We start from the raw sequence: 25,660 nt of genomic DNA on the forward strand, positions 1-25,660 counted from the left end.
CAACGCGGTTTTTTTACGCCTTAATCCGAGGTATACACCATGAAAACCCACGATTTGAAAATAGCTCCCCAGCATTTCGCGCCGGTATATGCAGGCGTTAAAACCGCTGAACTCCGCAAGAATGACCGTGACTACCAAGTTGGTGACTTACTCAAGCTGCGTGAGTTTTCAGATGGTGAGTACACCGGAAGCTTTGTTATTCGCGAGGTAACGCACATAACTGATGTCGGATTTGTGGCTGAGGGTTATGTGTTGCTGAGCATGGTCCCAATGAAACTTTTAGAGGCTGCATAAATGAAAATTGAAATCGGCGAGAAATGGCTTATCACCAGCGACAAGTATCAGTTCATTCTTCAGGAGAAAGGCATTGCCAAAGAAGGCAAGAACGCGGGCCAAGCGGTGCTGAAGAACACCACATTCTACCCTAAGATTGAGCAGTTAATCTCCTCGCTAATCCTGAAAGAAGTTCGCGCATCTGACGTGCAATCACTCGAAGAAATGCGAAGTGAAATCGAGCGCGTAAGCCAGCAATGCCAGAAAGCTTTCTCGGAGTTAACGTCTGAAGACCTCAATGCAGAGCCAGCCTGATGAAGCCACTCATCAAAGGTGACACCGAGCCAGCGCACTTAGTTGCAGCCCATAAAGCTATAGATGCTCACAGGGAAAAGTACGGAACTGGCAATAAGCATCACCGAAGAATCTACAGCATCAAATACCGCAACAAGAGCTATCAAATCGAAGTCACCAATACCAACAAACATCATCTGGCCCATGTCATTACGGGCCATAGACAGCTAACGAAAGTTCATTATGGAGAAGTGGCATGAAAGATTATTCAGCTATGAGTGACTTTGAAATCAATAAATTGGTGGCAAAGCTCATGGGGCATCAGTGTTATTACGATAATAATTCGTACACCAACGACGGTCTAAATGTAACCGTCACCGGGAACGGTTGGCGAGGTTGGTATAACCCAACAAGAGACATCGATGCCGCATGGAGGATTATCGTCGCTAACAAAATCAACATTGACCATCGAGAGTCTATCAAGTCAGGCGCGATGGCCAGTCAGAGTGGCAGAAAAGAGATTTACGCTGTTGATAAAAACCCGCTCCGCGCTGCAATGATTGTGTTCCTCATGATGAAAGATGAAGCAGTAAAAACTCAGGGAGAAAAGTCATGAAATGGGAAATATTGAAAGGTAGTGAGGATGACTTCGAGGGGTACCATGAAGAAGTCACTCATATTTACTCAACTCGTCGTGGTCGCGCTGTTTCTAATGGTGTCGCACCTAGCCTTGACGGGCATTTGGTTGCCGAGCGACGCCCAATCACCGAGCCAGATGTAAGCCAGCAGGTGACTACTGAGTGGTCTGGCGATGGGCTGCCTCCTGTTGGTGCCAAAGTTATGTCCCCATCCGGCGCGGCGATTATAGATTTTGTTGGTAAGGATGTAATCGTCTACACAAATTCCGATGGTCAGTGGTCTGTAAGGTGTGACGGTGTTCATGGAAGACTATCGCCACTACAACCTGAAAATGTGGCAAGGGAAGAGGCGATTAGTGAAATGTTGATGGTAGAAGGCGGGATGCCTGACTCATATCAGCCTTATGAATTCGTAGCGGCACTCTACGACGCAGGATATCGCAAAGTGGAGTAACCCATGACGCAACTCGATAGCGCTCGGCGCAATGCCCTGCGCTCCGCTGCGCGAAGATGTAGCGACTAACTCCACGCAGCAATAGCAGATAACCCCAAAGCACCGTTCGACACCCTATCCGGTCCCATCATTAAAAAACACCATGCGCCAATAGCTCCCGCATACAGTCTTCCTCTGTTCATGTGGCAGATTGGCGTTCTCAATGGTCAGTTTGAGGAGAGGCAAATTATGAATGTCATGACCAAGCAAGAAGTGATGCAGTTCCTTCAAGTTAAATCACGCGACACGCTTTACCGATACGAGCGAGACAGTGGCTTCCCGCATCCCATCAAGACGCATCCTACGCTCTACTTGAAATCAGCGGTAGAGGCGTGGGTTGTTCGTAGGTCTGAGCCTAATGCTGCGTGAGCCTACTTGACGTTCTTGATATGCCAAAAAAGCTTATCGGCAAACAGTTCATATCCCCTTCTCTGCTCATCCAGCCAGTCATGCTTGTTGTATACAGCCATCACCCCACCTAGGTCATGCCCCATCATTTTCTCTGTAACGTGAGGGGCAATACCTTCTTCTGAAAGTCGCGTAACCACGGTCCTTCTGAAGTCGTGTGCACGCCAATATCCTATGCCATCCATCTCGTCACGAATTCTTCCGATGTATCTGTTTGCTGCTGCTATGCTGATTGGCTCGTTAATGTCATAGCCCGGAAACATAACGTTGTCATATGCATCCATTAGTCTTTCTATAATGGGCTGGGCCTGAGTAAATATCGGCCTGCGTATGGTGTTACCCATCTTGCTATGCTCTTTTGGTACGGTCCAAATCAGCTCCTTCATGTCGAACTCTGGCTTTAGAGATAGCCTCAATTCGGACAGGCGGCAGCCCCACATCATGACCAGTTGATGCAACATCTTGTTAGCCGGGGAAGCTCGCGTCCTTTCGATAGCGATCCAGATTTGAGCTAGTTCATTAAAGGTGAGGACTCGCTCGCCCGTTTCTGAGCGCTGGCCCACGTCCTTGGGGTCAATGCGCATTATTTCGCAACGGTCTATCAACTGGCGGCGAAGGCACCAACTGAATGCAGATTTAGCCTGAATGAACATCATACGGGCGCGCTTCTGCCCTTCCTTTTCTTGCTTGCTGAAAAAGCTGATCCAGTCTTTAACTGATATCGAACTTGCAGGCCTGCCTTTAAAGGCATCTGTCATGTGCTTTACTACAATCGCCTCGTACAGATTGATGGTGTTTGTACGCAACTGAGTGCGTACATAATCATTCATCCATAGCTCCAAGCATTCCTTAACGGTTAGCTCGGACGAAACATGTTTTGATTCGAAGTGAGTGCGTGGATTTATTCCCCTGTCATAGAGAAGGCGGAGTTCGCCAACTAGGGCTCTGGCATCTTTTAGCCCCATTGCGGGATACTTGCCTAGAGATATGCGCTGCGCCTTTCCATCCCAGCGGTAACGAAACTGGAAGGCCATTGCGCCAAGAGGTGATATTCTTACACCAAGTCCATCACCATCAGAAAGCTCTGGGCTCCCTGTGTAAGGCTTGCCGTAAAGTGAACGAAGTTTTGTATCGCTAAGGGCCATGATAATATTCTGTACACAGGGAAAATTGCATTTTGTACCCAATGTGTACCATTGATCAACTGGACTAGCTTGGATTTATTTTGTGATTTGCGGACAAGATACGACAACTTAAGGCGTTTAATTGATTTAAAGCATTGGTTTGAATAGACAAATACATACTAAATTGGACTTGATAAAACAATGTCAGACAAACCAATACAACCTACTTTCTACTTTCATGACTATGAAACCTTCGGTAAGAATCCGGCGCTGGACCGCCCTGCGCAGTTCGCCGGTGTGCGTACCGATGAGGATTTCAACATCATTGAAGAGCCGCTCGTGATTTACTGCCGCCCGTCTGATGACTATTTGCCTGAGCCTGAAGCCGTGATGATAACCGGCATTACGCCGCAATTGGCGCTGGAGAAAGGGTTGAGCGAGGCAGAGTTCAGCGCGCAGATCCACCAAGCCTTTAGCGTGCCGGGCACCTGCATTGTGGGCTATAACAACATCCGTTTTGATGATGAAGTCAGCCGCAACATCTTCTACCGTAACTTCTACGACCCTTATGCCTACAGCTGGCAATATGGCAATTCTCGCTGGGATCTGCTCGACGTGATGCGCGCCTGCTACGCCCTGCGCCCGGATGGCATCAACTGGCCGGAAAACGACGACGGTTTCCCGAGTTTCCGCCTTGAACATTTGACTAAAGCTAACGGCATTGAGCATGAAAATGCCCACGACGCGATGGCTGACGTTTACGCCACCATTGCCATGGCTAAGTTAGTGAAACAGGCCCAGCCGCGCCTGTTCGCTTTCCTGCTTGAGCATCGTAATAAGCATAAAATCAATGCGTTAATCGATATTCCGGCCATGACGCCGTTGGTTCACGTTTCCGGCATGTTCGGCGCGGCCCGTGGCAACACGGCGTGGATTGCGCCGCTAGCGTGGCATCCGGAGAATAAAAACGCGGTGATTGTCTGTGATTTGGGTGGCGATATGACCCCACTTCTCGAGCTGGACGCCGATGCAATGCGCGAACGGCTATACACCCGCCGCGAAGCCCTCGAGCCGGGCCAATCGCCGCTGCCGATCAAGCTATTGCACATTAATAAGTGCCCAGTAGTAGCTCCAGCTAAAACGCTATTGCCCGAAAATGCTGAGCGTTTGGGCATTGATCGCGAGCGTTGCCTGCAAAATCTGCAACTTTTGCGCCAGAACACCCAAGTCCGCGAAAAAGTGGTGGCCTTGTTCGCCGAAGCCGAGCCGTTTAAAGGCTCCGACGACGTCGATGCCCGCCTGTACGACGGTTTCTTCAGCGACGCCGACCGCGCCGCGATGCGCATTATTCTGGAAACCAAACCGGAAAATCTGCCAGCCCTAGATTTAACTTTTAACGATTCACGCATCGAAACGCTGCTATTTCGCTATCGCGCCCGCAATTTCCCCACCACCCTCACCGACGCCGAGCAGCGCCGCTGGCGTGAGCATCGTCAGGAAAAACTCAACGCCGAACGCGTGCAAGATTACGTGTTGCAGTTAGAGTCGCTGTACAACTTGTACGAGGATGATGCCGAGAAAACCGCCCTGCTGAAGGCGCTGTTTGATTATGGGAAGGGGTTGGTGGCGTAACGGTAGGGTTACGCTTTCAACGTCAACTTCAACTTCAACTTCAACTTCAACTTCAACTTCAAAACCGTGGGCTCGCCGCCCACACTGGCCCAAAGGGTTTTAAACGAAACCCTTTGGAATCCTGCGTTTTTTTGCTGCTGAAAGATCGAGGCTGCGCAGGGTTGGAATGGACGTGTTTCAGCGGCCACGGTGATCGTCGCGAAGTGCCGCCGCTTAGGCGGTCCCCTCAGTTCGGGCTTCGAGCCTTTGGTCTCGAACCACTCCCTCGGCGTCACTTCTGAACGCGACCTACTGGCACTTACTCCGAGCCGTTTCATTCACATAAAATCTGAAAATTACTGAAAAGGCACGATTGAAATGCCTCAAAACCGCAGTCAAAAATGGCGCTGAGCGAGAGGTTCGAGACCTATGGCTCGAATCCCGTGGCGAAGGCACCGCCTAAGCGGCGACATTCTTTATTGATAGGGAGGGCGGTGGATAACGGAAGTCCCTGAAACACGTCCGCCTCACGAGCGAAGCGCGCAGTAAAGAGCCGGGGAGTCTTGAGGGGCGCGGCGATAGGCGCCCCTTAAGGCCGGTGTGGCGGCAGCACACGACCTTGACCTTAAAAAACAGTTTGCGTGACAACGCAAAGTTTTGACCTTAAAAGAAAGTTTCCTGCCCTTTCCAAAGGGCAAAAAAAAGGACCCTTGCGGGTCCCTTTTAAACTTATGCTTCTGGAGCGATTTCGCCACTCATCTGCGGTGGCTGCTGGCGGAAGAAATTGGTGATAAAGGCTAAATAACCTAAACCAATTGCGCCCCAAACCAGACCCAGCGTCATTGAGCTGGCTTCAAGGTTCAACCACAGCGCGCCGACGGTCAGGGCACCAATCACAGGCAGAATCAGATAATGCAGGTGATCTTTGAAGGTCTTGTTCTTCTGCTCACGAATGTAGAACTGCGAAATAACCGACAAGTTCACAAAGGTGAAGGCCACCAGCGCCCCGAAGTTGATCAACGCCGTTGCAGTCACCAGGTCAAAGGTTACAGCGGACATTGCCACTACGCCGACCAACATCACGTTGAAGGTCGGGGTACGCCATTTTGGATGCACGTAGCCGAACAGTTTTTCCGGGAATACGCCATCACGGCCCATCACGTACAGCAGACGTGAAACACCTGCGTGTGCCGCCATGCCTGACGCCAATACCGTCACGCAGCTAAAGCACAGAATCACTGACTGGAAGAACTTGCCTGCCACATACAGCATGATTTCAGGCTGTGATGCGTCCGGATCGTGGAAACGCGAGATATCCGGGAAGTACAATTGCAGGAAGTAAGACACCACGACGAAGATAATGCCGCCAATCAGCGCAGTCAGGAAAATCGCTTTCGGAATAACTTTACCGGCGTTCGGCGTCTCTTCAGACAGGGAACTGATGCCGTCAAAGCCCAAGAACGAGAAGCACAGAATCGTTGCCCCGGTGATCATCGGCACCACGTGTGCGTTCTCACTGAAGAAAGGTTTCGTACTTGCCAGCGTCCCTGCGCCCTCACCCATGTAAACGCCACGGATAAGCAGACCCATGAACACCACCATAATGGCGACCTGAACCACAACGATGATGCTGTTGAGGTTAGCAACGACCTTGATGCCACGCAGGTTAAAGGCCGTCATCATCGCCACCAGCGCGGTCACGAAAATCCACGACGGTACGCCCGGGAAGATAGCTTCCAGGTAAATTTTCGCCAACAGGATGTTGATCATCGGCATGAACAGGTAGTCCAGCAGGGATGACCAACCAACCATAAAGCCGACGTGCGGGCTGATGGCTTTCTGTGCGTAAGTATATGCAGAACCCGCAGACGGGAAGCGGCGAACCAGCTTGCCGTAACTTACCGCAGTAAAGAGTACCGCGATCAGCGCGAAGATATACGCCGTTGCCACGTGGCCGTCAGTCAGACCGGACACAATGCCAAAGGTATCGAAAATGGTCATGGGTTGCAGATAGGCCAAACCCATCATCACAACCTGAACCAAAGTCAGGGTTTTACGCAGCTGTACGCGATTGGTTGCCGGAGCGGCAGAAGAGACATTAGCAGACATGGCTCAGCCCTCCCTGATTTGCATGCATAGGACGTGTAAACGTCTCCGTGCGCAAAGTACAGGGAAAACTTCGTGTTGAATAACCAGAGAACGGAGGATTGAGCTTCACATCGTTGTGCACGCAAGTGAAGGCTGAGCGTTGTTGGCCGCAGCTGACAAAGAGACCGGCGGGTACCGGTACTGGTTTAAAGTATTGCCCCATCATGCATTTCCTCATAGTGGCGACCGTTTATTGATTTGGGGTCGCACACGAACCTGGTTATCTATCCGGATCTGGGTCCGGCCTCTGTTGAATTTAGTTTGTGTAACTCACAATGCAAAAAAAATAACCGGCGCCTTTAAGCGTCGGTTATTCTGCATGTGGCGTATTTTGCACTAAATCGAGGGCCGATGACAAGATTTTGAAGCCCTCAAATGCAATTTCTTTCTATGCCTTGAGTCTGGTCAATAAATAAACGATAGGGGTTCCAGCCTCATCAGCACCTTAGGCATTGCGCAGCATCCAATCAATTTCTGTTTCAGTCACTCGACGCTCGAACTGTAACAGTTCATCAGATTTACACGCGTGATAGACCTGCGAGAAACGCTCCCCAAGATATTTCTTCAGCGCGCCCTGCTCGTCAAAGGCTGCCAAGGCATCACTCTGACGAATAGGTAACGGAATACCTTCCTGCTCCAGACCATTACCCGTGACGGGTTCCGGCAGAGGCAGTTCATTGTCAAAGCCGTGCAACATCCCGGCAAGCACGGTTGCCACCACTAAATATGGATTGGCATCGGCACCGGCAACGCGATACTCCACGCGGTGGTCAACAGCACCGCTACACGGCACGCGCAGCGCCACGGTACGGTTGTTATGCCCCCACGACGCCTGCGTTGGCACATACATGCCGGGCTGGAATCGGCGGAAAGCATTGACGTTCGGCGCTAAAATCGCCATCGACGCAGGCATCAGCTCAATCAAACCAGCCAACGCGCGTTTCATCAGCGCCGAGTCTTCCGACTCCGTGCCAGCAAACAGGTTCTTGCCGTTATCATCCAGCACGCTGATATGAATATGCATACCGCTACCGGCGTAATCATCGTAAGGTTTCGCCATGAAGGTGGCTTCCATACCATGATTTTCGGCCACCAGACGCACTAAACGCTTGAGCGCCAGCGCGTGGTCACAGGCCCGCAGGATGTTGTCGCTGTGGTGCAAGTTGATTTCGAACTGGCCGGGAGATGACTCCGCCACCGCGCCATCGGCGGGCAGACCTTGCATTAGAGCAAGGCGATCAATATCGTTGAGAACGTCGGCGAAATGGTCGAGATTATCTACCGAATAGACCTGAGTATGAATACTTCGCTCAGTGGTCCCCGGGTTACAAGGCGGCTGAATAAACCCTTCCGCATCTCGCTGCTTATCGAGCAGATAGAACTCCAACTCTACCGCTACCACCGGGAATAATCCTCGCTGGCGCAATGTTTGCCATAGGTGATTCAGCACATTGCGGGGTTCAACGTCAAAGGGAGTGCCATCTTCGTCAAGCATGGTCAGCAACAGCTGAGCAATATGCTCTGGGTCCGAAGCGGAGGGGGTTAATGTTCCGGGGATAGGGAGACAAATGCGATCCGGCTCGCCTAGCTCTTGGCCAAGGCCCGCCTCTTCCACCACGTTGCCAAGAATATCCATAGCAAACACGGAGGCAGGGAAGTAACAGCCTTTTTCGACTTTAAGCAGAGTAGAGACGGGAATGCGTTTTCCGCGGAAGGTACCATTTAAATCGGTAAGAAGAACATCGACATGCAGAGTAAGTGGGTGACGTTCCAGGTATTGGTTAACTTCATCCTGGAACGCGCTGCTTCGCTTTTCTTCGCCGTGTGCTGCGAAGTCTTCAACTTCGGAACTATTCGATTCAAGAATTAAGGTTTGCATAAAATTTCCACCGTTTGCCTCAAGTTTGAGGCGGATATTGAGGCGACCACGACACCACCATGATGCCCCGCCTTTACTACATCACTGCGAACTTCTTAATGCAACGGCACTCTCAGATCATATAAGGGGCACACCTCATTCCTCGAAGACATATTTGTCTCAATATTAACCCTAGACCCATCAGAATTGTTTTGCAACAGCAACAATTCCTTTACATATAGGTTTGAAAAAGCAACTCCCCGCTGCTAATTTTAATGGAATAACAGCCAAAAAATAGGCAACAAAACGCGATAAGGCGCGGATTTCTTTCCCTTTCGACCACTCAACGAGGCGGTAAAATGAGCACCATATTTTCCCAGGCACCAGCCAGAAAAGAAGAGAGCTACAGACCGATCATTGGGGTCGTCATGTGTGCCAATAGCATTGATGAGAACCCGGCACTGACCGTACACGAGAAGTATCTCGACGCGATTTTCAACGCCAACGCCATCCCCGTCTGTCTGCCACACGAATTGGCCTCACGGGAAGGCGCTATCGAGGAAGTGTTAGCACGTCTCGACGGCATTTTCCTCACCGGCAGCCCGAGCAATGTCGAGCCGCACTGGTATAACGAAGACGGTATCGAGGAGCTGGCCGATCCGGGGCGCGACAAGCTAAGTATTGCGCTGATCCGCGCGACCTTAGCCCAAGGCATCCCCCTGCTTGCCGCCTGCCGTGGTATGCAGGAGTTGGTGGTCGCCACCGGCGGCAGCCTGTATCGCAAAGTGCAGGAAGAGCCGGGCTATATGGATCACCGCGAGGACACCTCCCTCTCCCACGACGAGCAATTCGCGCTGGTTCACCCTGTTAACATCGAGCCGGGCGGCCTGCTGGCAGAGCTTCTGCCCGATTATCAGTCTTTTCAGGTGAACTCACTGCACGGCCAAGGCGCGAAGCGTCTGGGCGCAGAGCTCAGCGTCGAGGCCCGCGCACCGGACAATCTGGTGGAAGCCGTCAGCGTGCGTAGCCACCCCTTCGCCCTCGGCGTACAGTGGCACCCCGAGTGGCACAGCTTGACCGACGCCGTGTCTCGTCAGCTGTTCGAATCCTTCGTCGCTGCATGTCGGAAGTATCATAGGGGGTAGAGATATCCCCGGGTTGGGCCCTGCTTAAGTCAACTTCAACTTCAACTTCAAAACCGTGGGCGTCGGCCCACACCGTTTAAGGTCAAAACTGTGCGCTGCCGCCACACCGGCCTTGAGGGGCGCCTATCGCCGCGCCCCTCAAGACTCCCCGGCTCTTTACTGCGCGCTCCGCTCGTTGGGCGGACGTGTTTCAGGGGCTTCAGTTCTCCACCGCAAAATGTCGCCGCTTAGGCGGTGCCTTCGCCACGGGATTCGAGCCATAGGTCTCGAACCTCTCGCTCAGCGCCATTTTTGACTGCGGTTTTGAGGCATTTCAACCGTACCTTTTCAGTAAATTTCAGATTTTTTGTGAATGAAACGGCTCGAAGTAAGTGCCAGTAGGTCGCGTTCAGAAGTGACGCCGAGGGAGTGGTTCGAGACCAAAGGCTCGAAGCCCGAACTGAGGGAACCGCCTAAGCGGCGGCACTTCGCGACGAACACAGTGGCCGCTGAAACACGTCCATTCCAACCCTGCGCAGCCTCGATCTTTCAGCAGCAAAAAAACGCAGGATTCCAAAGGGTTTCGTTTAAAACCCTTTGGGCCAGTGTGGGCGGCGAGCCCACGACCTTGACCTTAAGAGCGGGTTTGGGCAGCCAGCCCCAAAGCCCCCCAATATGGCTAAATGTTCAATACATTCCTATTGCCACTTTCTCGCTATTGATAGCTAAATTCCTTCGTTTATATCCATTTTAAAAAGGTTTGTTATAGAACCACTACTTTAGTTCTAAAGCCGTCACGGCGGACTTTGGTGGTGCTCACTTACCAATAATAAAAAGGGTATATCCATGCAAAATATTCGCCGTTTGAACGCGGTTTCCCGCGCTCTGGCTTTAGGGCTTTTATTAACTACCACCAGCGCGGCTATGGCCGCTGACGGAACGCCAGTTCAGGGCGGAACCCTGATTTATCTTGAACAGCAGGCTCACACCAACTTATATCCACCGGCGGGCGGCTTCTATCCGAACGGCGGTATTCTTAACCAAATTACCGATAAGCTGACTTACCAGAATCCGGAAACGCTGGCGATTGAGCCGTGGATCGCCGAGTCATGGTCTTTCAATGCGGATAAAACCGAGTACACCTTTAAAATTCGTCCGGGCGTCACCTTCTCTGACGGCACGCCGCTGGATGCCAACGCCGTGGCGAAGAACTTCGACACTTACGGCTTAGGCAATAAAGAGCATCACCTGCCGGTGTCCGAAGTGATCAACAACTATGACCATAGCGAAGTGGTTGACCCACTGACGGTGAAATTCTTCTTCAAGAAATCCTCGCCGGGCTTCCTGCAAGGTACCGCCACCATTGGCTCCGGCTTAGTGTCGCTGAGCACGTTAAACCGCGATTTCGACTCGCTGGGCGATGCCACCCACATCATCGGCTCTGGCCCCTTTGTGGTCAGCAAAGAGACGCTGGGGCGCGAAGTCGATTTAACTGCGCGTAAAGACTACAACTGGGGGCCGAAAAACCTCAAACAGCAGGGCCGCGCTAACCTTGATGGCATCAAAGTGATTGTCACTAATGAAGACAGCGTGCGCATTGGCGCGCTGCTGGCGGGTCAGGCTGATTTTATTCGTCAGGTACAAGCTTATGACGAGAAACAGGCCAAAGACCAAAACTTCCCGATTTACGCTGCTCCGACTAAAGGCGTCAACGACGGCATCGCCTTCCGCCCTGATAACGCCTTGGTTTCTGACCTGCGCGTGCGTCAGGCGCTGCTGCACGCCACCAACTCTAAACAAGTGGTCGACACCCTGTTCTCCCCTAACTATCCGCAAGCCACTTCGGTGGTGGCCAAAACCGCCGCGGGTTATGTGGATTTGAGCAACAAACTGACCTATGACCCGGCGCAGGCCAAAAAGCTGTTAGACGAAGCAGGCTGGAAAGCCGGCCCGAACGGCGTTCGCCAGAAAGAGGGCAAAACTCTCGCGCTGACCGTGTATGAATCCCTGCCGCAGCCGCAGAACAAAGAGGTGCTGCAGCTGGTTTCCCAGCAGTGGGGTCAGGTCGGCGTGAAGCTGAATATCTTGGCGGGTGACGCCGGTAGCCGCGTGGCGGACAACCTCGACCCAGAGAAAACTGCCGCCTACGTGGTGGAAGTGGGTCGCGCCGATCCGGACGTGATTAAAAGCGCCTTCTACCCGACCAACCGCGACGTGCTGCTGCAAAAAGGCGGTTCAAGCAGCAAGGTGAAAAGCTTCCGTGATGACAAACTCAACGACCTGTTGATTGCCGTTTCTGCCGAAGTGGACCCGAAAAAGCGTCTGGCGCTGACCGGCGACGTGCAGAACTACCTGTTGGATCAGGCCTACGTCATTCCAATTTTCGAAGAACCGCAGGTGTTTGCCGGTGCTCCCTACCTCAAAGGCGTGAACTTTGAAGCCGTGGGCCGCCCAAGCTTCTACGGCGCATGGTTGGAAAAGCATTAACAGGCAGGAGTAGACAATGAGCCGATACTTTAGTGGTCGCATCGGGCAGGCAGTGCTGGTGCTGTGGGCGGCGTTTACCGTCTCCTTCATCCTGCTGCAAGTGCTGCCGGGTGATGCCATCCTTATCAAATTCCAGAATCCCGATATGGGACTCAGCCCGGCGCAAATCGCGGATATGCGCGCGGTTTACGGAGCAGATGTGCCCATCTGGCAGCAATATCTGCATACGCTGGGCAATTTCCTGCGCGGTGATCTGGGCTATTCGATTCAGGCGGGCGTGCCGGTGACGGAGCTGCTGAGCAGCAACTTCCCGCCGACGCTGCGACTGGCGGTACTCGGCTTTATCTTGGCGGCGGTGGTGGCGGTGGCCATCGCCTTCCTCTCCAGCCTGCTGCACTTCGGCTGGCTGAAGTCGGCACTCCAGTCATTGCCGTCGCTGTTTATTTCGATCCCAACCTTCTGGCTCGGCATTGCGCTGATCCAGTTCTTCTCTTTCCACTTACGCTGGATCCCGGTGATTAACCCGGGTGAATGGGTCGGGCTGATTCTGCCGATCGTTACGCTGGCGGTGCCGATTTCAGCCCCGCTGGCGCAGATTTTGATCCGCAGTATCGATCAGGTGCAAACCCAGCCCTTCGTGGCTGTCGCCCGTGCCAAAGGTGCGTCGCGCAGCGGCGTGTTGTGGCGCCACGTTGCGCGTAATGCCCTGCTCCCTGCCCTGACCATTGCCGGATTGCTGTTTGGCGAGCTGATTGCCGGGGCACTGATCACCGAAACCGTCTTCGGCCTTAACGGGCTGGGGCAACTGACCCAGCAGGCGGTCAACAATCAGGATGTGGCGGTATTACAGGCGATTGTGGTTATCTCCGCCGCCGCCTTTGTTGGCATCAACTTGCTGGTCGACTTGGTTTATCCGTTACTGGATCCGCGTCTTAAATCCACTGCCGGAGCGCACGCATGAGTAGCTTACCCATTGAGCAGTTAGGTCAGGAGAAGACACGCCTCGCGCCTCGCCCGAAAACCCGCAGCGCCCTGTTCACCCGCGTTAAGCCGGGGCTGATTCTGGCCTGGGCGGTGATGATCGTGGTGATTTTATGGGCCATCGCGCCGGGGCTGTTCACCTCTTATAGCGGCACGGAAGGCATTGCCGGGGCGCAGCGTCTGGCACCTCAGGCCGGACACTGGCTGGGCACCGACCAGCTGGGCCGCGATGTCTACGCGCGCATTGTTTACGGCGCGTCGCACTCGCTGTCCGGTGCGCTGGTTGCCGTGGCGCTGGGGCTGGTACTCGGCACCGCACTCGGGCTATTCGCCGGCGCAGTTGGCGGCTTTGCCGATACTCTGGTGATGCGCATCGTTGACGTACTGCTGTCGATCCCCGGCCTGCTGCTGTCGCTTTCGGTGATTATTCTGCTCGGCTTCGGTACGGTTCACGCGGCAATCGCCGTCGGCGTCACCTCGATTGCCAACTTCGCTCGCCTCGCGCGTTCAGAAGTGGTGCTGGTGCGCCACAGCGATTATGTCGAAGCGGCCTATGGCAGCGGCGGTACCTTCTTCGCGGTGCTGTGGCGGCATATTTTGCCCAACTCGCTGACTGCCGTGCTGGCCTTTTCCGCCCTGCAATTTGGCAGTGCGATTTTGGCAATTTCCACCCTGAGCTTCTTGGGTTACGGCACCCCGCCGCCAACCCCGGAGTGGGGCCTGCTGATTGCCGAAGGGCGTAACTACATTTCCACGGCATGGTGGTTAACCACCTTCCCCGGCATCGTGGTGGTGTTGGTGGTGCTTTCCGCCAACCGTATTAGCCAATCTTTCCGCAGGAGCCGTCGATGAGCCTGAATGTCAGCTTTAACCGCACCGCCGCCGAGCAGCGCACGCCGGTGCTGGCGCTGGAAGACGTCTCCATTGCTTACAGCAGCGGTACGCAGAGCCAGCGCGTGGTGCACAACGTCTCCTTCTCGATTTATCCGGGTGAAGTGGTGGCGCTAGTCGGCGAGTCCGGCTCCGGCAAAACCACCACCGCGCAGGCGATTATTGGCCTGTTGGCGGAAAACGGCCATTTGCAGGAAGGGGCGATTCGCCTTAATGGCACCGACATCAGCCAGTGGTCGCAGCGCCGCCTGGACGCGCTGCGCGGCGCGCGCATTAGCCTGATCCCGCAGGACCCGACCAGCTCGCTCAATCCGGTGAAGACCATCGGCGCGCAGGTGGCGGAAATTTTGAACATTCACCGTCGCCTGCCGCGCAAGCAGCGCGACGAGCGCGTGGTAGAACTGCTGGCTCGCGTCGGCCTTTCCCACCCTGAGCTGCGCGCCAAGCAGTATCCGCACGAGCTGTCCGGCGGCATGAAGCAGCGCGTGCTGATTGCCATCGCCATTGCGCTGCAACCGGCTTTAATCATTGCCGATGAACCAACCAGCGCGCTGGACGTCACGGTGCAAAAACGCATTCTGGACCTGATTGACGAGCTGCGTCAGGAGTTCGGCACCGCCGTGCTGTTCGTCACCCACGACCTCGCGGTGGCCGCCGAGCGCGCCGACCGCCTGCTGGTGTTCCGTAATGGCAAAGTGCAGGAACAGGGCATTACCGCCGAGGTGCTTAGCGCGCCGAAAAGCGAATACACCCGCCAGCTGTTCGCAGATGTCCCTGCCCTCTCCGGCAGGCATCGCGCATCACTGCGCGCTACTGGCGGCGAAGCGATTTTGCGGGTTGAAAATCTGGTGAAGGACTTCTCACTGGGCGGCAAAGGCAAACCGGCTTTCCGCGCCGTGGATAATGTCTCCTTCACTATCGCACGCGGCACCACCCACTCGCTGGTTGGGGAGTCAGGCTCTGGCAAGACCACGCTGGCGCGTATTCTGCTCGGTTTCCAGCGTCCGGATTCAGGCAGCGTGCTAATTGACGGGCAGGACATTACCCAGTTGAAAGGCGAAGCGCTGCGCCAGCTGCGTAAACAGATTCAACTGGTATATCAGAACCCGTTTGCCTCACTCGACCCTTCGCAAACCCTGTTTAGCGTCATCGAAGAGCCGCTGCTGAATTATGAACCTATTGCCGCCGACGAGCGTCGCCGCCGGGTGCATAGCATCGCCCAGCGCGTGGCCCTGCCGCTGGAACTGCTCAGCCGCAAGCCGCGCGAACTCTCCGGCGGCCAGCGTCAGCGCGTGGCTCTCGCCCGTGCGCTGATCCTCGAACCGAAGATTCTGGTGCTGGATGAAGCCACCTCGGCGCTGGACGTCACGGTGCAGGCGCAGATCCTCAGCCTATTGCAGGAGTTGCAGGACTCCCTCGGCCTGACCTACCTGTTTATCTCTCACGACCTCGCCACCGTCAGGCAGATTTCGCACAGCGTGTCGGTGCTCAATCGCGGCCAGCAAGTGGACTCCGGCGACGTCGAATCGGTGTTTGCTCATCCGGGCAGTGATTACACCAAAGAACTGATTAATGCGATCCCGGGCAATGGCCGTCATCGCGCTGCATAACTGAACAGCGTTAAGGAATTGAAATGAGTACAAAACGTCTTGGCTTTTTTACCCGTTTATTGGATGACGCCAGCCCGCAAGAGCGCTATCGCTTAGCCACTGAGCAGATCGTTTTTGCCGAACAGCAGGGGTTTGACGCGGCATGGGTGGCGCAGCACCACTTCCACGAAGCCGAGGGCGGCCTGCCCGCGCCGCTGGTGTTTCTGGCACAGGTTGCGGCGCACACCCGTTTCATCCGTCTGGGCACCGGGGTAATCACGCTGGCGATGGAAAATGCACTGCGCGTGGCCGAAGACACCTCGGTGCTGGATTTGCTCTCCGGCGGGCGTCTGGAAATTGGCTTAGGATCGGGCGGCACGCCGACCTCATTCCCGCCATTTGGCTTGGAAAGCAGCCAGCGCGGCGCGGTATTTAGCCACAACCTCAACACATTGTTACAGGCGTGGCGCGGCGAGCCGCTGGCTGGAACCGATAACCGTTTATACCCGGCTGCGCCTCAGCTGGTGAACCGCGTCTGGCAAGCCACGTTTTCCGTTGAAGGCGGCACGCGCGCAGGCTTGGCCGGTGATGGTCTGATGCTGTCACGCACCCAGCCGCGCCCGGCGGATGCGCCTAACCTGACGCTGGCCGAGATTCAAAACCCCATTATTGATGCCTACCTTGCCGCCCTGCCTGCGGGCGTCGAGCCGCGCATCATGGGCTCGCGCACCGCCTTTGTGACCGAAGACGGAGCCGAAGCGCGCCGACTGGCTGAGAAAGGCCTGCGCCGTCAGGCGGAGAACCATCGCGCCAATGGTCAGACGGTTCACGGCGACACCTTGGATGACCATATTCGCGCCTTTGACGCGCACATTGGCTCGCCGGATCAGGTGACGGCTTCCCTGAAACTGGACAGCGCGCTGGCGCGGGTGACCGACCTGTCATTCCAGGTTCACTCGATTGACCCGCCACACCCATACATTCTGCGCTCCATCGAACTGCTGGCCCGCCACGTCGCGCCAGAGCTGGGCTGGACGCGCCGCACGCCAAAATCCGTGACTTCACCTCTGCACGAACTTGTTTAAGGAAACGCCATGACTACCGCTCAAGATTTGCTCGACCAACTGGCTGTGATTGACGCTGGTTCAGAACTGGCGCAGGCGCGTGAAACTCGCGATGCCGCCACTCGTCACGCCCAAGGGAGCTACGAAACCATTTTTAGCGCCGACGACGGCGTGGATTTCACCTTGGCCGAACGTCTGTTGCTGGCTGAAAACGTCGCCCGCTGGCATGGCGACAGCCAGCTGGCTTCCCACTATGCCGAGCGCCTGAACGCCCTGCCCGATGAAGGCAACACGGCGCGTTTGGAGTCTGCACTCGACCACGGCGAACGCCTGAGCTTTAAACCGGCCAGCGCCACCGCCGCCCACTTACAGGCTTTGCAGCAGGCGGGCTGGTCATTAGACGCCATCGTCACCCTGTCGCAGCTGATTGCTTTTGTCAGTTTCCAGACGCGCCAACTGCGCAGCTATCGCCTGATTGGCGGCCATTCTGTGGAAAACGCCAGCGACAGGAAAATCGCCGCAGGCTACTGGCGTCACGATGGCAAAACCCACAGCGGGCGCTCTGCGCCGAAGGTGTTTACGCAGGCCGAACTGGGCTGGGAGCCGTGGATCCCGTCGAAGAAGCTGGAAGAGTTTGATGCCGAGCAGCAGGCGATTCTGGCGCGCTTCGGCCATACCGACTCCGACTATTTCCGCCTGTTAGGCCGCAACCTGCCGGTCCTTGAGCAACGCACCCTGACCGACAAAGGCATTTTCTACACCAGTGGCGGCCTGCCGCGCAAAGAGCGCGAAATCGCCGCCACCGTTGCCAGCAAAATCAACGGCTGTATCTACTGCGCCTCGGTGCATTCGCGCAAAGCCAGCCAGTTGTCCAAGCAGACCGAAGACGTGCAGCGTCTGATCGACACCGCGCCGGGCGGCATTCTCAGCGAGGGGCAGTCCCCGCGCTGGCAGGTGCAGATCGACTTCGCCGCTGCGCTCTCCGCCACGCCGCCAACCGCCAGCAGCGCCCATATCGCCCGGCTGCGCGAAGAGGGGCTGAGCACGCTGGAAATCGTCGACTTAGCGCAATCCACCGCCTTCTTCGCTTGGGCCAATCGCCTGATGTTAACGCTGGGAGAACCTTTTGATGACTGAGATTTCAACGCCGGAACAGGCAGTAGAAACGAAAACTGAGATAACGCCGCACCTCGACCACGCGGTGATTAACGTGGCCGGATTGCTGGATCACGCCCAGCAGCAATTCCGCCGCTTGGGCTTCCAGCTCACGCCGCGCGGGCATCATTCGCTGGGTTCGAGCAATCATCTGGCGATTTTCGGCGAGAACTATCTTGAACTTTTAGGTTATGAAGCCGCCAACGAGCACACCCGCAAAGACCTGTGGCTCGCGCCGCTCGGCCTGACCGGGCTGGTTTGGAAAACGCAGGACGCCTCGGCGGTATTCCAGCATTTGCAGCAGCAAGACATTGCAGGCTCAGCGCCCGCCGATTTTTTCCGTCCGGTGCAGCTTAACGACGGCTCCGAGCCGAATGCGCGTTTTCGCACCGTGCCGCTCTCCGCCGAGCGCGTGGCCAATGGCCGTAGCTTCTTCTGCCAGCACATCACGCCGGAGCTGGTGTGGCGCATCGAATGGCAGCGCCACCCGAACGGGGTGAGCAATATCACCGGTTTCGTTATCGCGACCTCCGCGCCGCAGGAGACCGCCAGCGTTTATGCCGAATTGTTCGGCGAGTCGGCGCTGAGCCACGGCTCGCAAGGTGAAGTGGAGATCAAAGCCGGGCGCGCCACGGTGCGTTTCATCCCCCCAGAGCGCGCCACCGCCCTGTTCGGCAAGATCCCCGAAGGGGAAAACGGCACGGCGCGCATGGTCGCGCTGGAGTTTGCCACCGCGTCGCTGGACTTGGTGAGACAAAGTTTGAAAGTCGGCGAAATTGCGTTTTCGGATACGCCGGAAGGCGTTGTGGTCAGAGCTGAAGATGCACTTGGGGTGGCATTACGTTTTACTGACTAGGCGAGTCGAGGGCGCTTTTAAATTCAACGTCAAAATCGTGCGCTGCTGCCACACCGGTCTTAAGGTCAACACCTTGCGTTGCCACGCAAACTGGCCCAGAAGGCGCGTAAGCGCGCGCCCTCTGGACTCCCGCGCTTTTTATTGCTGGAAGATCGTGGCTGCGCAGGGTTGGAATGGACGTGTTTCAGCAGCCACTGTGTTCGCCGCGAAGTGCCGCCGCTTAGGCGGTTCCCGAATTTCAGGCTTCGAGCCTTGGGTCTCGAACCATTCATTCGGCGTCACTTCTGAACGCGGCCTACTGGCATTTACACCATACCGTTTCAGTGGATTTTGACTTGCTCCCTTCCCCTTTTTCAGGGGGCGGAGCAGAACGTCGTTCTGACCTTCAAATTGATGAAAAGTCTAAACTAACTCCCACTCGCGCATCTGTTTTTTGATTTCTCTTGCCGAGGCCAGCCGGATTTTTGGCACTGTCCATTGTGCAAACTGCTTGGTATTGCGTTTGCGGCTTTTGGGCGTGACGAAAATGATGTGGTGGAACATATCCCAGTTCAGGCTGTCTTTGCCCCCTTCCAGAGCGCCGTAGCGATGTTTTTCGAACAATGTCCGATTGAGATAACGCACAACGCTTAATGCCGTGGAGACATCCAGCACAATAATACCTGTTGCTCTGGCGAGGCGCTGTGGCTGCAACTTCGAATAATTGCCGTCAATAACCCATCTTTCGCCTTTTATCTCTTCATCGTGAAGCGCGATGAATTCCTCCTTTGGCCGAGGCTGCCACTGAGTGTTAGGTAGATGATACAGCCGGTCGAGATGAACAATCTTCAAATCCAACTTCTTGCCGATGGCATCAGCAAGCGTTGATTTACCACTATTAGAAGGACCCAAAATACAGATTCGATGACCAAGATCAGACAGTTTCATGAGTACCTCAAAGAGCAACTGCTAAGCAAAAAGGGGCGGCATTATAAGCAACCCATTGCCAGCTTTCTACTTTGAAATAGAGAAGAGATAACACCAACCTAAACAGTGGCTGTCTGAAACGGCACGACTGAAAAGCCCCTAGACCGCAGTCAAAAATGACGCCGAGGGAGAGGTGAGAAACAACGAGCGGGGGTATACGAGTTGGTCCGAACCCGAACTGAGGGCACCGCCTAAGCGGCGGCATTTTGCGGTGAACACCGAGGTTTCTGAAACATGTCCGCCCAACCAGCGAAGCGCGCAGTGAAAGAGCCCGGGGGTCCAGGGGGCGGTGGCGATAAGCCGCCCCCTGGTCGGTGTGGGCCGAAGCCCACGGTTTTGACGTTGAAGTTAAAACTTCACGGCAGGTCTGGGCAGCCGCCCATCAAAACTTATAATCAACCGCCACAAAGTATCGACGACCATCCTCGTTATAGCTGTAAGCATCGCGATTCAAGTCTTTATCCAGCAGGTTCAGCACGCCGGCGCGGATCTTCACGGCTTTGTTTACTTTGTATGAACCGCCGGTGTCCCACATGGTGTAACCGCCCGGCGTCGCGCCGTTGTCGGTCACGGTGCGGGTCTGGCCTTTCATGTTGGCAGTCAGATAAAGATTCCAGTCGTCCTGCGGGTTCCAGTCAAGGGTGGCGTTGGCGGTGTGGAACGGCAGCGTGTTGAGTGGCTTATTGCCGCCATTGCTCAAGTCGCGCCCGTCGTTGTAGGTGTAGTTAAGCTTCAGGCCAAAGGCTTCGCTTAACGGCAGCTTCAACTCCGTTTCCAGCCCGCGAATACGCGCTTTGTTGACATTGTAATATTTGAAAATCGGATTGCCCGATTTATCAAAACCCACAAAGTTACTGTAGCTCGGTGCCTCCGCGCGGTCGCGGGTGCGGTTGATACCAATCATGTCGTCAACGTCGTTCTGGAACACCGTGGCGCTGGCGGTGACATCTTCCAGCAGGCCCTCTTCGCCCGCATAGTACAGGCCAAGCTCGACGCTTTCGCTGGTTTCTGGCTTGAGGTCCGGGTTACCGACGATTTGACAGGCACCGCGACAGGAAGCGCTGGTCCAGTCGGAACTGAGTTGCAGCAGTGACGGGGCTTTGAACGCCGTGGCCCAGCCGCCTTTTACCGTCACGGTGTCGGTAGCGTTATAGACCAAATAAGCACGCGGCGACCAGTTCACGCCGTAGTTTTCGTGGTCGTCCATGCGCACGCCGCCGGTGAAGGCCAGATTTTCAAACATCCGCCATTCATCTTCGACAAAGATCGCATACTGGTTGGCCTGAGTGCTGCCGCTGCCGGACAGATTGATATTATCTTCCAGCTTGTCGTTGCGATACTCACCGCCGAGGGTGAATAACTGATTGATTTCACCCAGAGGCACGACAATTTTGCCGTCCAGCGAGTTGTTTTTCGAGGTGATAGTGTCGCTGTTTTTATTCTCAAGATTTTCACCGTAGAAGCGCAATTCGGTATTCGCCCAGCCCCAGCGGCCATTGTGGCCTAGCGAGTAGTTTTCGCGCTCGAGACGGTTTTTATCCAGCGTGTCAGAATCGCGATCCTGACGGTTGAAACCGTAACCGAAGGTCAGATCCTGATTATCTTCCGGGGTCAGCGTGAATTCAGCATTGGCGTTGCGCATGGTGTAACCTTCAATGCGCGGCAAACCGGCTGAACCACTGGAGGAATCCGTCTGATCTTTCTCACGTTTTCCCAATGCGCCGTAGACTTTCACCCCGAGCATGTCGTCAATTAACGGGCCGCTGGTGAAGAAATTACTGTTATAGCTATCGCCGCGATCGCGGTGCTCCTGCACGGTGGTATCCGCACTTAAGGTGCCGTGCCAGGCTTTGCCGACTTTGCGGGTGATGATGTTGACCACGCCACCCAGCGCGTCGGAGCCGTAGAGCGAGGACATCGGCCCGCGCACCACTTCGATGCGTTCGATGGACTCTGTGGGGATCCAGCTGAGATCAAAATCGTTATGGCGGAATACGGCGTTGCGCGAGTTAACGCGTTTGCCGTCGACCAAAATCAGCGTATAGCTACTGCTCAGCCCGCGAATACTGACGCCTTGACGGTTGTCGCCTTCGCTGGTGAGCTGCACGCCCGGCACGTCTTTCAGGACATCTTTCAGGTTTTGTACCGGCTTTTTATTTAAATCATCGTGGGTGATGACGCTAATACTGGCGGGAGCATCTTTGAGGTTTTGCTGCACCGAAGAGGCGGTAACGACTATCTGATCCTCGTTATCCTTTGCCTCTTTAGCGTCGTCGGCAAACACCGGAAACGCTGCGGTGAACAGCTGTGCGCATAATCCGGCCTTCATTGCCGGTGTCCATGTAACCTTGACCATGTTGCATTCTCTCCATGAGATAAAATAACAAGCAAACTTGTTAAATAGCCAATATCACCGGATGACAGGCGTGGGTGTGCCGCCCGGGATAAAGGATTGTTATTTGGTTTAGGCTCACTAATTGAAGGTTGAAGCATCAGGCCACTACTTTGGCGGCCTGATTATTTATAAAAAATACTGCGCATATGTCCGAAACAAGACGAGCATTTTAGATGGAGGGGGCGCTAACTAACCCATCAATCAAGATTTGCGGCGTTCCCTGCGAGCAGCGCTCGATACGTCCGCGCACGCCATAGACGCGTGCCAGACTGTCCGGCGTGATCACCTCTTCCGGCTCTCCATCGGCAATCAGATTGCCGTCTTTCAGCATCAATACGCGATCGCCGTGGCGCAGCGCGATATTGATGTCATGCACCACCACCACGGTGACGATATTGCGTTTTTGCGTCTCTTTGCGCACTAAGTCCATCACGTGGAATTGATAGTTCAAGTCCAGTGCTGACAGTGGCTCGTCAAGCAGCAGCAGCGACGGTTGGCGAATCAGCGACTGCGCCAAGCCCACCAGCTGCTTCTGACCACCAGAAAGCTGGTCGAGATAGCTCAGGGCCAGATGTTCAATCCCCAGCTGCTGCAACAGCGTCATCACCTGCTCGGTGGTTTCCGCCTGTTTGCCATTACTGCCCGAGGCGCGTTGAGCCACAATGATCGACTCCAGCACGTGCAGATGCACACCCGCCGGCAGCGACTGAGGCAGATAGACCACCTGCTCGGCGCGGCGGGCGAAAGGCATGGGCATCAGGTCGTGGCCGTCGAGGATCAGCTGCCCTTCGGCGCGATTCAGCCCGGCCAGCGAGCGTAGAAGCGTGGATTTCCCACTGCCGTTCGGCCCCAGCAGCACGGTAATTTTACCCCGTGGCAGCATCGGCACGTTGAGGTCACTGATCACCAAACGTTTCGGGTAGCCCGCTTTAAAACCGCGGATTTGCAGCCCTTGGGTGGCCGAGTTCAAGTCAGTTTTTGCAGTAAATTCTAAAGTGGTATCAGACATCAGACGTTCCCCCGATGACGCAGAATAATACTCAGGAAGAACGGCACGCCAACCAAAGAAGTCACAATACCCACCGGAATAATGACGCCCGGCACCAGATTTTTCGAGGCAACGGAAGCCATCGACAGCACCAGAGCACCAATCAGCGCACTGGCTGGCAGGTAGAAGCGGTGATCCTCACCGAACATCAGGCGGGCAATGTGGGGCGCAACCAGACCGATAAAGCCGATTGGGCCGACAAACGCCACCGCCAGCGCGGAAAGAATACTGATTCGCAGCAGAGTGCCGAGGCGCAGACGGCGCACGTCGATACCAAAACTGATGGCGCGGTCTTCGCCGAGGCGCAGCGCGGTCAGCTTCCACGCGCTCATCATCGACCAAGGCAGCAGCACAAAGAAGGCCAGCAGCATCACGCCCAGTTTGACCCAAGAGGCACGCGCCAGACTGCCCATGGTCCAGAACACCAGACCTTGCAGCGTATCCTCAGTGGCAATGAACTGCATCAGCGAGACTAAGGCGTTGAAAGTAAAGACCAGCGCGATACCGAACAGCACCACGCCGGAGCTGGCAACTCGCGTCCAGCGCGTGATGCCGTCGAGCATTAATGCGGCGAGTAAGGCGAAAATGAAGGCGTTAGCCGAGATAAACCACTGATCCGGCACGCCCGGAATACCAATTCCCAGCACAATCGCCAGCGCAGCACCGAAGGCCGCCGCCGATGAGACGCCGAGGGTAAACGGCGACGCCAGCGGGTTGTTGAGGATAGTCTGCATCTCTGCCCCGGCGAGGCCGAGCGACATGCCCACCGCGATAGCCATCAGGGCATAAGGCAGGCGGATATCCCAAACAATAACGCGTGTCCCGGCATCCGCAGAGGCGGAATCAAACAGCGTTTGCCAGAGTGTACCGAGCGACAACCCCGATGGCCCCATCACAAAGTCGATCAGCAGCGAGGCGACAATAGCCAGCACCAGCACCAACATGATTAATAGACGGCGACGGACAATATTTTGATAGCGTCCCATCACGCTGCCATCAGCCTGCGGGCTGGTATTCAGCAAGGGATCGGTAGTTGCGCTCATGTTTCTAGACATCTCAGTGATTTATAAATCTCAAACGTGCAGCAGCTTACTGCCCGCTTTCCTGTTTTTTGGCTTCAGTCCAGTAGGTGCCGGAAGGCTCTACCGCCAAAAACTGTTGGTACATCTGTTTCATGGTCTGCTCAGGATCTAAATCAGCAAACTTCTGCGGATAGAACCACTTAGCAAACGCCTGCACCGCCAACACGTTATACGGTGAGTTGTAATAATTGTGCCAAATACCGAAACTGTGCCCCTCTTCCACCGCCTTCAGGGTAGAAATCCCCTTGCGCTGAAGCAGCGGCGTGAAGCTCGCCTGAGCCTGCTGTGGCGTCACCTGCGCGCCCAGAATCAGACTGGTCGGCAGTGAGGTATCTCCGGCTTTCTTCGGCGCACCGCCACCGCTGGCGATGTAAATATCCGGCTGGGAAGCGATCACTTTTTCCAGATTGACCAGTCCCAGCGGACCCGGCAGCAGCGGCTTGGAAATGTTAACGCCACCGGCCAAATCGATGAAGTCGCCCATATTGCCATTTCCCGCTGAGCGGCAGCATTCATCCGTGGTTGATGCACGCAGTTCAATAAACACTTTCGGTTTATTTTCTTCGCTCACCTTGCTGGTGACATCCGTTACGCGCTTGATATTGTTGCGATAAAACTGGATGTAATCCTGCGCCTGCTTTTCACGGTTGAGCACTTTACCCAGTAATTCCATACTTGGCAGAGTATTTTTCAGCGGCGAGGTGCGGAAATCGATAAACACCACCGGCACGCCCGCTTTCTCAAGCTGGCCGACTAACTCGCTGCTGCGGCCGGGGCCGTGCCCTGCAAGGCCAAAGATGGCGATATCAGGTCGCAGCGTCAGCACCTTCTCCGGGCTGATGCTGTCAGCCGTCGTGGTGCCAATCAGCGGTATTTTATCAATTTGCGGAAACTTCTCGCGATACACCGCATAGGTTTGAGGGTCCAGTTTACGGAAATCCCCCTGCCAGCCGACAATGCGGTCAAAGGGCTTCTGCCCTTCCAACAAAGAAACCGCGTAAAACAGTCGGCCTTCGCCCAAAACAATGCGCTGTACATTATCCGGTACGGTCACGGTTCGCCCGGCGATATCCGTTACGGTAACCGCTAATGCCTGCGTGCTGCAAAGCCCCAGAATCAGGCTGATTGCCGCGCCCTTCACTCCTGTAAAACGGTATTTATCCTGCATTATCATC

At 55.2% G+C, this 25,660-nt stretch carries 22 protein-coding genes; 14 read left to right on the plus strand and 8 right to left on the minus strand.

Annotated features, from left to right (window positions below; translation table 11 throughout):
• Nucleotides 1-39: 39 nt before the first annotated feature.
• From V2154_RS13485 to V2154_RS13505, 5 genes are read left to right on the plus strand one after another with little or no spacing between them, the layout of a single operon-like run.
• Complete coding sequence (locus V2154_RS13485; RefSeq protein WP_353502685.1) at nt 40-294, plus strand: DUF3850 domain-containing protein; 255 nt, start codon at nt 40-42, stop codon at nt 292-294.
• A complete protein-coding gene (locus tag V2154_RS13490; protein WP_353502686.1) occupies nt 295-588 on the plus strand; it encodes a DUF5405 family protein in 294 nt (97 codons plus the stop codon).
• Nucleotides 588-827, plus strand: a complete 240-nt coding sequence (locus V2154_RS13495; protein ID WP_100935370.1) for a DUF4060 family protein — start codon at nt 588-590, stop codon at nt 825-827. The genes V2154_RS13490 and V2154_RS13495 overlap by 1 nt, the downstream gene beginning before the upstream one ends.
• Nucleotides 824-1,183 carry a phage protein NinX family protein gene (locus V2154_RS13500; RefSeq protein WP_353502687.1) on the plus strand — a complete coding sequence of 120 codons (360 nt, stop codon included), beginning with the start codon at nt 824-826 and terminating at the stop codon, nt 1,181-1,183. The genes V2154_RS13495 and V2154_RS13500 overlap by 4 nt, the downstream gene beginning before the upstream one ends.
• Complete coding sequence (locus V2154_RS13505) at nt 1,180-1,659, plus strand: hypothetical protein (RefSeq protein WP_353502688.1); 480 nt, start codon at nt 1,180-1,182, stop codon at nt 1,657-1,659. Before V2154_RS13500 ends, V2154_RS13505 begins: the two co-directional genes overlap by 4 nt.
• A gap of 410 nt (nt 1,660-2,069) precedes the next feature.
• On the opposite strand, the gene V2154_RS13510 is transcribed toward V2154_RS13505, so the two are convergent.
• A complete protein-coding gene (locus V2154_RS13510; RefSeq protein ID WP_353502689.1) occupies nt 2,070-3,251 on the minus strand; it encodes a tyrosine-type recombinase/integrase in 1,182 nt (393 codons plus the stop codon).
• A 180-nt stretch (nt 3,252-3,431) separates the two neighbouring features.
• Between V2154_RS13510 and sbcB the strand changes: the two genes are divergently transcribed.
• A complete protein-coding gene (gene sbcB, locus V2154_RS13515) occupies nt 3,432-4,862 on the plus strand; it encodes an exodeoxyribonuclease I (RefSeq protein ID WP_353502690.1) in 1,431 nt (476 codons plus the stop codon).
• Between the two features lie 708 nt (nt 4,863-5,570).
• Here sbcB and V2154_RS13520 read toward each other — a convergent pair.
• Together V2154_RS13520 and V2154_RS13525 are read right to left on the minus strand one after the other, a co-directional pair.
• The gene (locus tag V2154_RS13520; RefSeq protein WP_353502691.1) at nt 5,571-6,950 is read right to left on the minus strand and encodes an APC family permease; all 1,380 of its coding nucleotides are present in this window, start codon (nt 6,948-6,950) and stop codon (nt 5,571-5,573) included.
• Nucleotides 6,951-7,434: 484 nt separating this feature from the next.
• Nucleotides 7,435-8,868 (minus strand): glutamine synthetase family protein, encoded by a 1,434-nt coding sequence (locus V2154_RS13525; RefSeq protein WP_353502692.1) that lies wholly within the window; start codon nt 8,866-8,868, stop codon nt 7,435-7,437.
• Between the two features lie 338 nt (nt 8,869-9,206).
• Here V2154_RS13525 and puuD point away from each other — a divergent pair, with 338 nt between their 5' ends.
• The 8 genes from puuD (at nt 9,207) to V2154_RS13565 (ending at nt 18,994) form a co-directional block, all read left to right on the plus strand.
• Nucleotides 9,207-9,992, plus strand: a complete 786-nt coding sequence (gene puuD, locus V2154_RS13530) for a gamma-glutamyl-gamma-aminobutyrate hydrolase (protein WP_353502693.1) — start codon at nt 9,207-9,209, stop codon at nt 9,990-9,992.
• Nucleotides 9,993-10,817: 825 nt separating this feature from the next.
• A complete protein-coding gene (locus V2154_RS13535; RefSeq protein ID WP_353502694.1) occupies nt 10,818-12,458 on the plus strand; it encodes a TIGR04028 family ABC transporter substrate-binding protein in 1,641 nt (546 codons plus the stop codon).
• 16 nt (nt 12,459-12,474) lie between these two features.
• On the plus strand, nt 12,475-13,419 hold the full coding sequence (locus V2154_RS13540; RefSeq protein WP_353502695.1) for an ABC transporter permease: 945 nt from the start codon (nt 12,475-12,477) through the stop codon (nt 13,417-13,419).
• A complete protein-coding gene (locus V2154_RS13545; RefSeq protein WP_353502696.1) occupies nt 13,416-14,291 on the plus strand; it encodes an ABC transporter permease in 876 nt (291 codons plus the stop codon). Before V2154_RS13540 ends, V2154_RS13545 begins: the two co-directional genes overlap by 4 nt.
• On the plus strand, nt 14,288-15,940 hold the full coding sequence (locus tag V2154_RS13550; RefSeq protein ID WP_353502697.1) for a dipeptide ABC transporter ATP-binding protein: 1,653 nt from the start codon (nt 14,288-14,290) through the stop codon (nt 15,938-15,940). The genes V2154_RS13545 and V2154_RS13550 overlap by 4 nt, the downstream gene beginning before the upstream one ends.
• Before the next feature lie 23 nt (nt 15,941-15,963).
• Nucleotides 15,964-17,004, plus strand: coding sequence for a putative FMN-dependent luciferase-like monooxygenase (locus V2154_RS13555; protein WP_353502698.1), 1,041 nt, complete (start codon nt 15,964-15,966; stop codon nt 17,002-17,004).
• 9 nt (nt 17,005-17,013) lie between these two features.
• Nucleotides 17,014-18,120 carry an alkylhydroperoxidase domain protein gene (locus tag V2154_RS13560; RefSeq protein WP_353502699.1) on the plus strand — a complete coding sequence of 369 codons (1,107 nt, stop codon included), beginning with the start codon at nt 17,014-17,016 and terminating at the stop codon, nt 18,118-18,120.
• Nucleotides 18,113-18,994 carry a VOC family protein gene (locus tag V2154_RS13565; protein WP_353502700.1) on the plus strand — a complete coding sequence of 294 codons (882 nt, stop codon included), beginning with the start codon at nt 18,113-18,115 and terminating at the stop codon, nt 18,992-18,994. Before V2154_RS13560 ends, V2154_RS13565 begins: the two co-directional genes overlap by 8 nt.
• Before the next feature lie 402 nt (nt 18,995-19,396).
• Here V2154_RS13565 and V2154_RS13570 read toward each other — a convergent pair whose 3' ends face one another.
• The 5 genes from V2154_RS13570 to V2154_RS13590 form a co-directional block, all read right to left on the minus strand.
• Nucleotides 19,397-19,921 (minus strand): P-loop NTPase family protein, encoded by a 525-nt coding sequence (locus tag V2154_RS13570; RefSeq protein WP_353502701.1) that lies wholly within the window; start codon nt 19,919-19,921, stop codon nt 19,397-19,399.
• A gap of 421 nt (nt 19,922-20,342) precedes the next feature.
• Nucleotides 20,343-22,316: a catecholate siderophore receptor CirA gene (cirA, locus tag V2154_RS13575; RefSeq protein WP_353502702.1), complete on the minus strand. Its 1,974-nt coding sequence runs from the start codon at nt 22,314-22,316 to the stop codon at nt 20,343-20,345.
• A gap of 208 nt (nt 22,317-22,524) precedes the next feature.
• The gene (locus V2154_RS13580; protein ID WP_353502703.1) at nt 22,525-23,364 is read right to left on the minus strand and encodes an ABC transporter ATP-binding protein; all 840 of its coding nucleotides are present in this window, start codon (nt 23,362-23,364) and stop codon (nt 22,525-22,527) included.
• Nucleotides 23,364-24,446 (minus strand): FecCD family ABC transporter permease, encoded by a 1,083-nt coding sequence (locus V2154_RS13585; RefSeq protein ID WP_034791619.1) that lies wholly within the window; start codon nt 24,444-24,446, stop codon nt 23,364-23,366. Before V2154_RS13585 ends, V2154_RS13580 begins: the two co-directional genes overlap by 1 nt.
• A 46-nt stretch (nt 24,447-24,492) precedes the next feature.
• Complete coding sequence (locus V2154_RS13590; protein ID WP_353502704.1) at nt 24,493-25,653, minus strand: ABC transporter substrate-binding protein; 1,161 nt, start codon at nt 25,651-25,653, stop codon at nt 24,493-24,495.
• Nucleotides 25,654-25,660 lie beyond the last annotated feature (7 nt).

Origin of the sequence: Ewingella sp. CoE-038-23 (genome assembly GCF_040419245.1) — a bacterium.
Lineage (GTDB): Bacteria > Pseudomonadota > Gammaproteobacteria > Enterobacterales > Enterobacteriaceae > Ewingella > Ewingella allii.

Coding starts and splice junctions, on each gene's coding strand:
- V2154_RS13545 (WP_353502696.1), top strand. CDS start 13,416: ATGAGTAGCTTACCCATTGAGCAGTTAGGTCAGGAGAAGACACGCCTC.
- V2154_RS13540 (WP_353502695.1), top strand. CDS start 12,475: ATGAGCCGATACTTTAGTGGTCGCATCGGGCAGGCAGTGCTGGTGCTG.
- cirA (WP_353502702.1), bottom strand. CDS start 22,316: ATGGTCAAGGTTACATGGACACCGGCAATGAAGGCCGGATTATGCGCA.
- V2154_RS13525 (WP_353502692.1), bottom strand. CDS start 8,868: ATGCAAACCTTAATTCTTGAATCGAATAGTTCCGAAGTTGAAGACTTC.
- V2154_RS13590 (WP_353502704.1), bottom strand. CDS start 25,653: ATGCAGGATAAATACCGTTTTACAGGAGTGAAGGGCGCGGCAATCAGC.
- V2154_RS13580 (WP_353502703.1), bottom strand. CDS start 23,364: ATGTCTGATACCACTTTAGAATTTACTGCAAAAACTGACTTGAACTCG.
- V2154_RS13495 (WP_100935370.1), top strand. CDS start 588: ATGAAGCCACTCATCAAAGGTGACACCGAGCCAGCGCACTTAGTTGCA.
- V2154_RS13585 (WP_034791619.1), bottom strand. CDS start 24,446: ATGAGCGCAACTACCGATCCCTTGCTGAATACCAGCCCGCAGGCTGAT.
- V2154_RS13510 (WP_353502689.1), bottom strand. CDS start 3,251: ATGGCCCTTAGCGATACAAAACTTCGTTCACTTTACGGCAAGCCTTAC.
- puuD (WP_353502693.1), top strand. CDS start 9,207: ATGAGCACCATATTTTCCCAGGCACCAGCCAGAAAAGAAGAGAGCTAC.
- V2154_RS13555 (WP_353502698.1), top strand. CDS start 15,964: ATGAGTACAAAACGTCTTGGCTTTTTTACCCGTTTATTGGATGACGCC.
- V2154_RS13560 (WP_353502699.1), top strand. CDS start 17,014: ATGACTACCGCTCAAGATTTGCTCGACCAACTGGCTGTGATTGACGCT.
- V2154_RS13570 (WP_353502701.1), bottom strand. CDS start 19,921: ATGAAACTGTCTGATCTTGGTCATCGAATCTGTATTTTGGGTCCTTCT.
- V2154_RS13490 (WP_353502686.1), top strand. CDS start 295: ATGAAAATTGAAATCGGCGAGAAATGGCTTATCACCAGCGACAAGTAT.
- V2154_RS13500 (WP_353502687.1), top strand. CDS start 824: ATGAAAGATTATTCAGCTATGAGTGACTTTGAAATCAATAAATTGGTG.
- V2154_RS13565 (WP_353502700.1), top strand. CDS start 18,113: ATGACTGAGATTTCAACGCCGGAACAGGCAGTAGAAACGAAAACTGAG.
- sbcB (WP_353502690.1), top strand. CDS start 3,432: ATGTCAGACAAACCAATACAACCTACTTTCTACTTTCATGACTATGAA.
- V2154_RS13505 (WP_353502688.1), top strand. CDS start 1,180: ATGAAATGGGAAATATTGAAAGGTAGTGAGGATGACTTCGAGGGGTAC.
- V2154_RS13485 (WP_353502685.1), top strand. CDS start 40: ATGAAAACCCACGATTTGAAAATAGCTCCCCAGCATTTCGCGCCGGTA.
- V2154_RS13520 (WP_353502691.1), bottom strand. CDS start 6,950: ATGTCTGCTAATGTCTCTTCTGCCGCTCCGGCAACCAATCGCGTACAG.
- V2154_RS13535 (WP_353502694.1), top strand. CDS start 10,818: ATGCAAAATATTCGCCGTTTGAACGCGGTTTCCCGCGCTCTGGCTTTA.
- V2154_RS13550 (WP_353502697.1), top strand. CDS start 14,288: ATGAGCCTGAATGTCAGCTTTAACCGCACCGCCGCCGAGCAGCGCACG.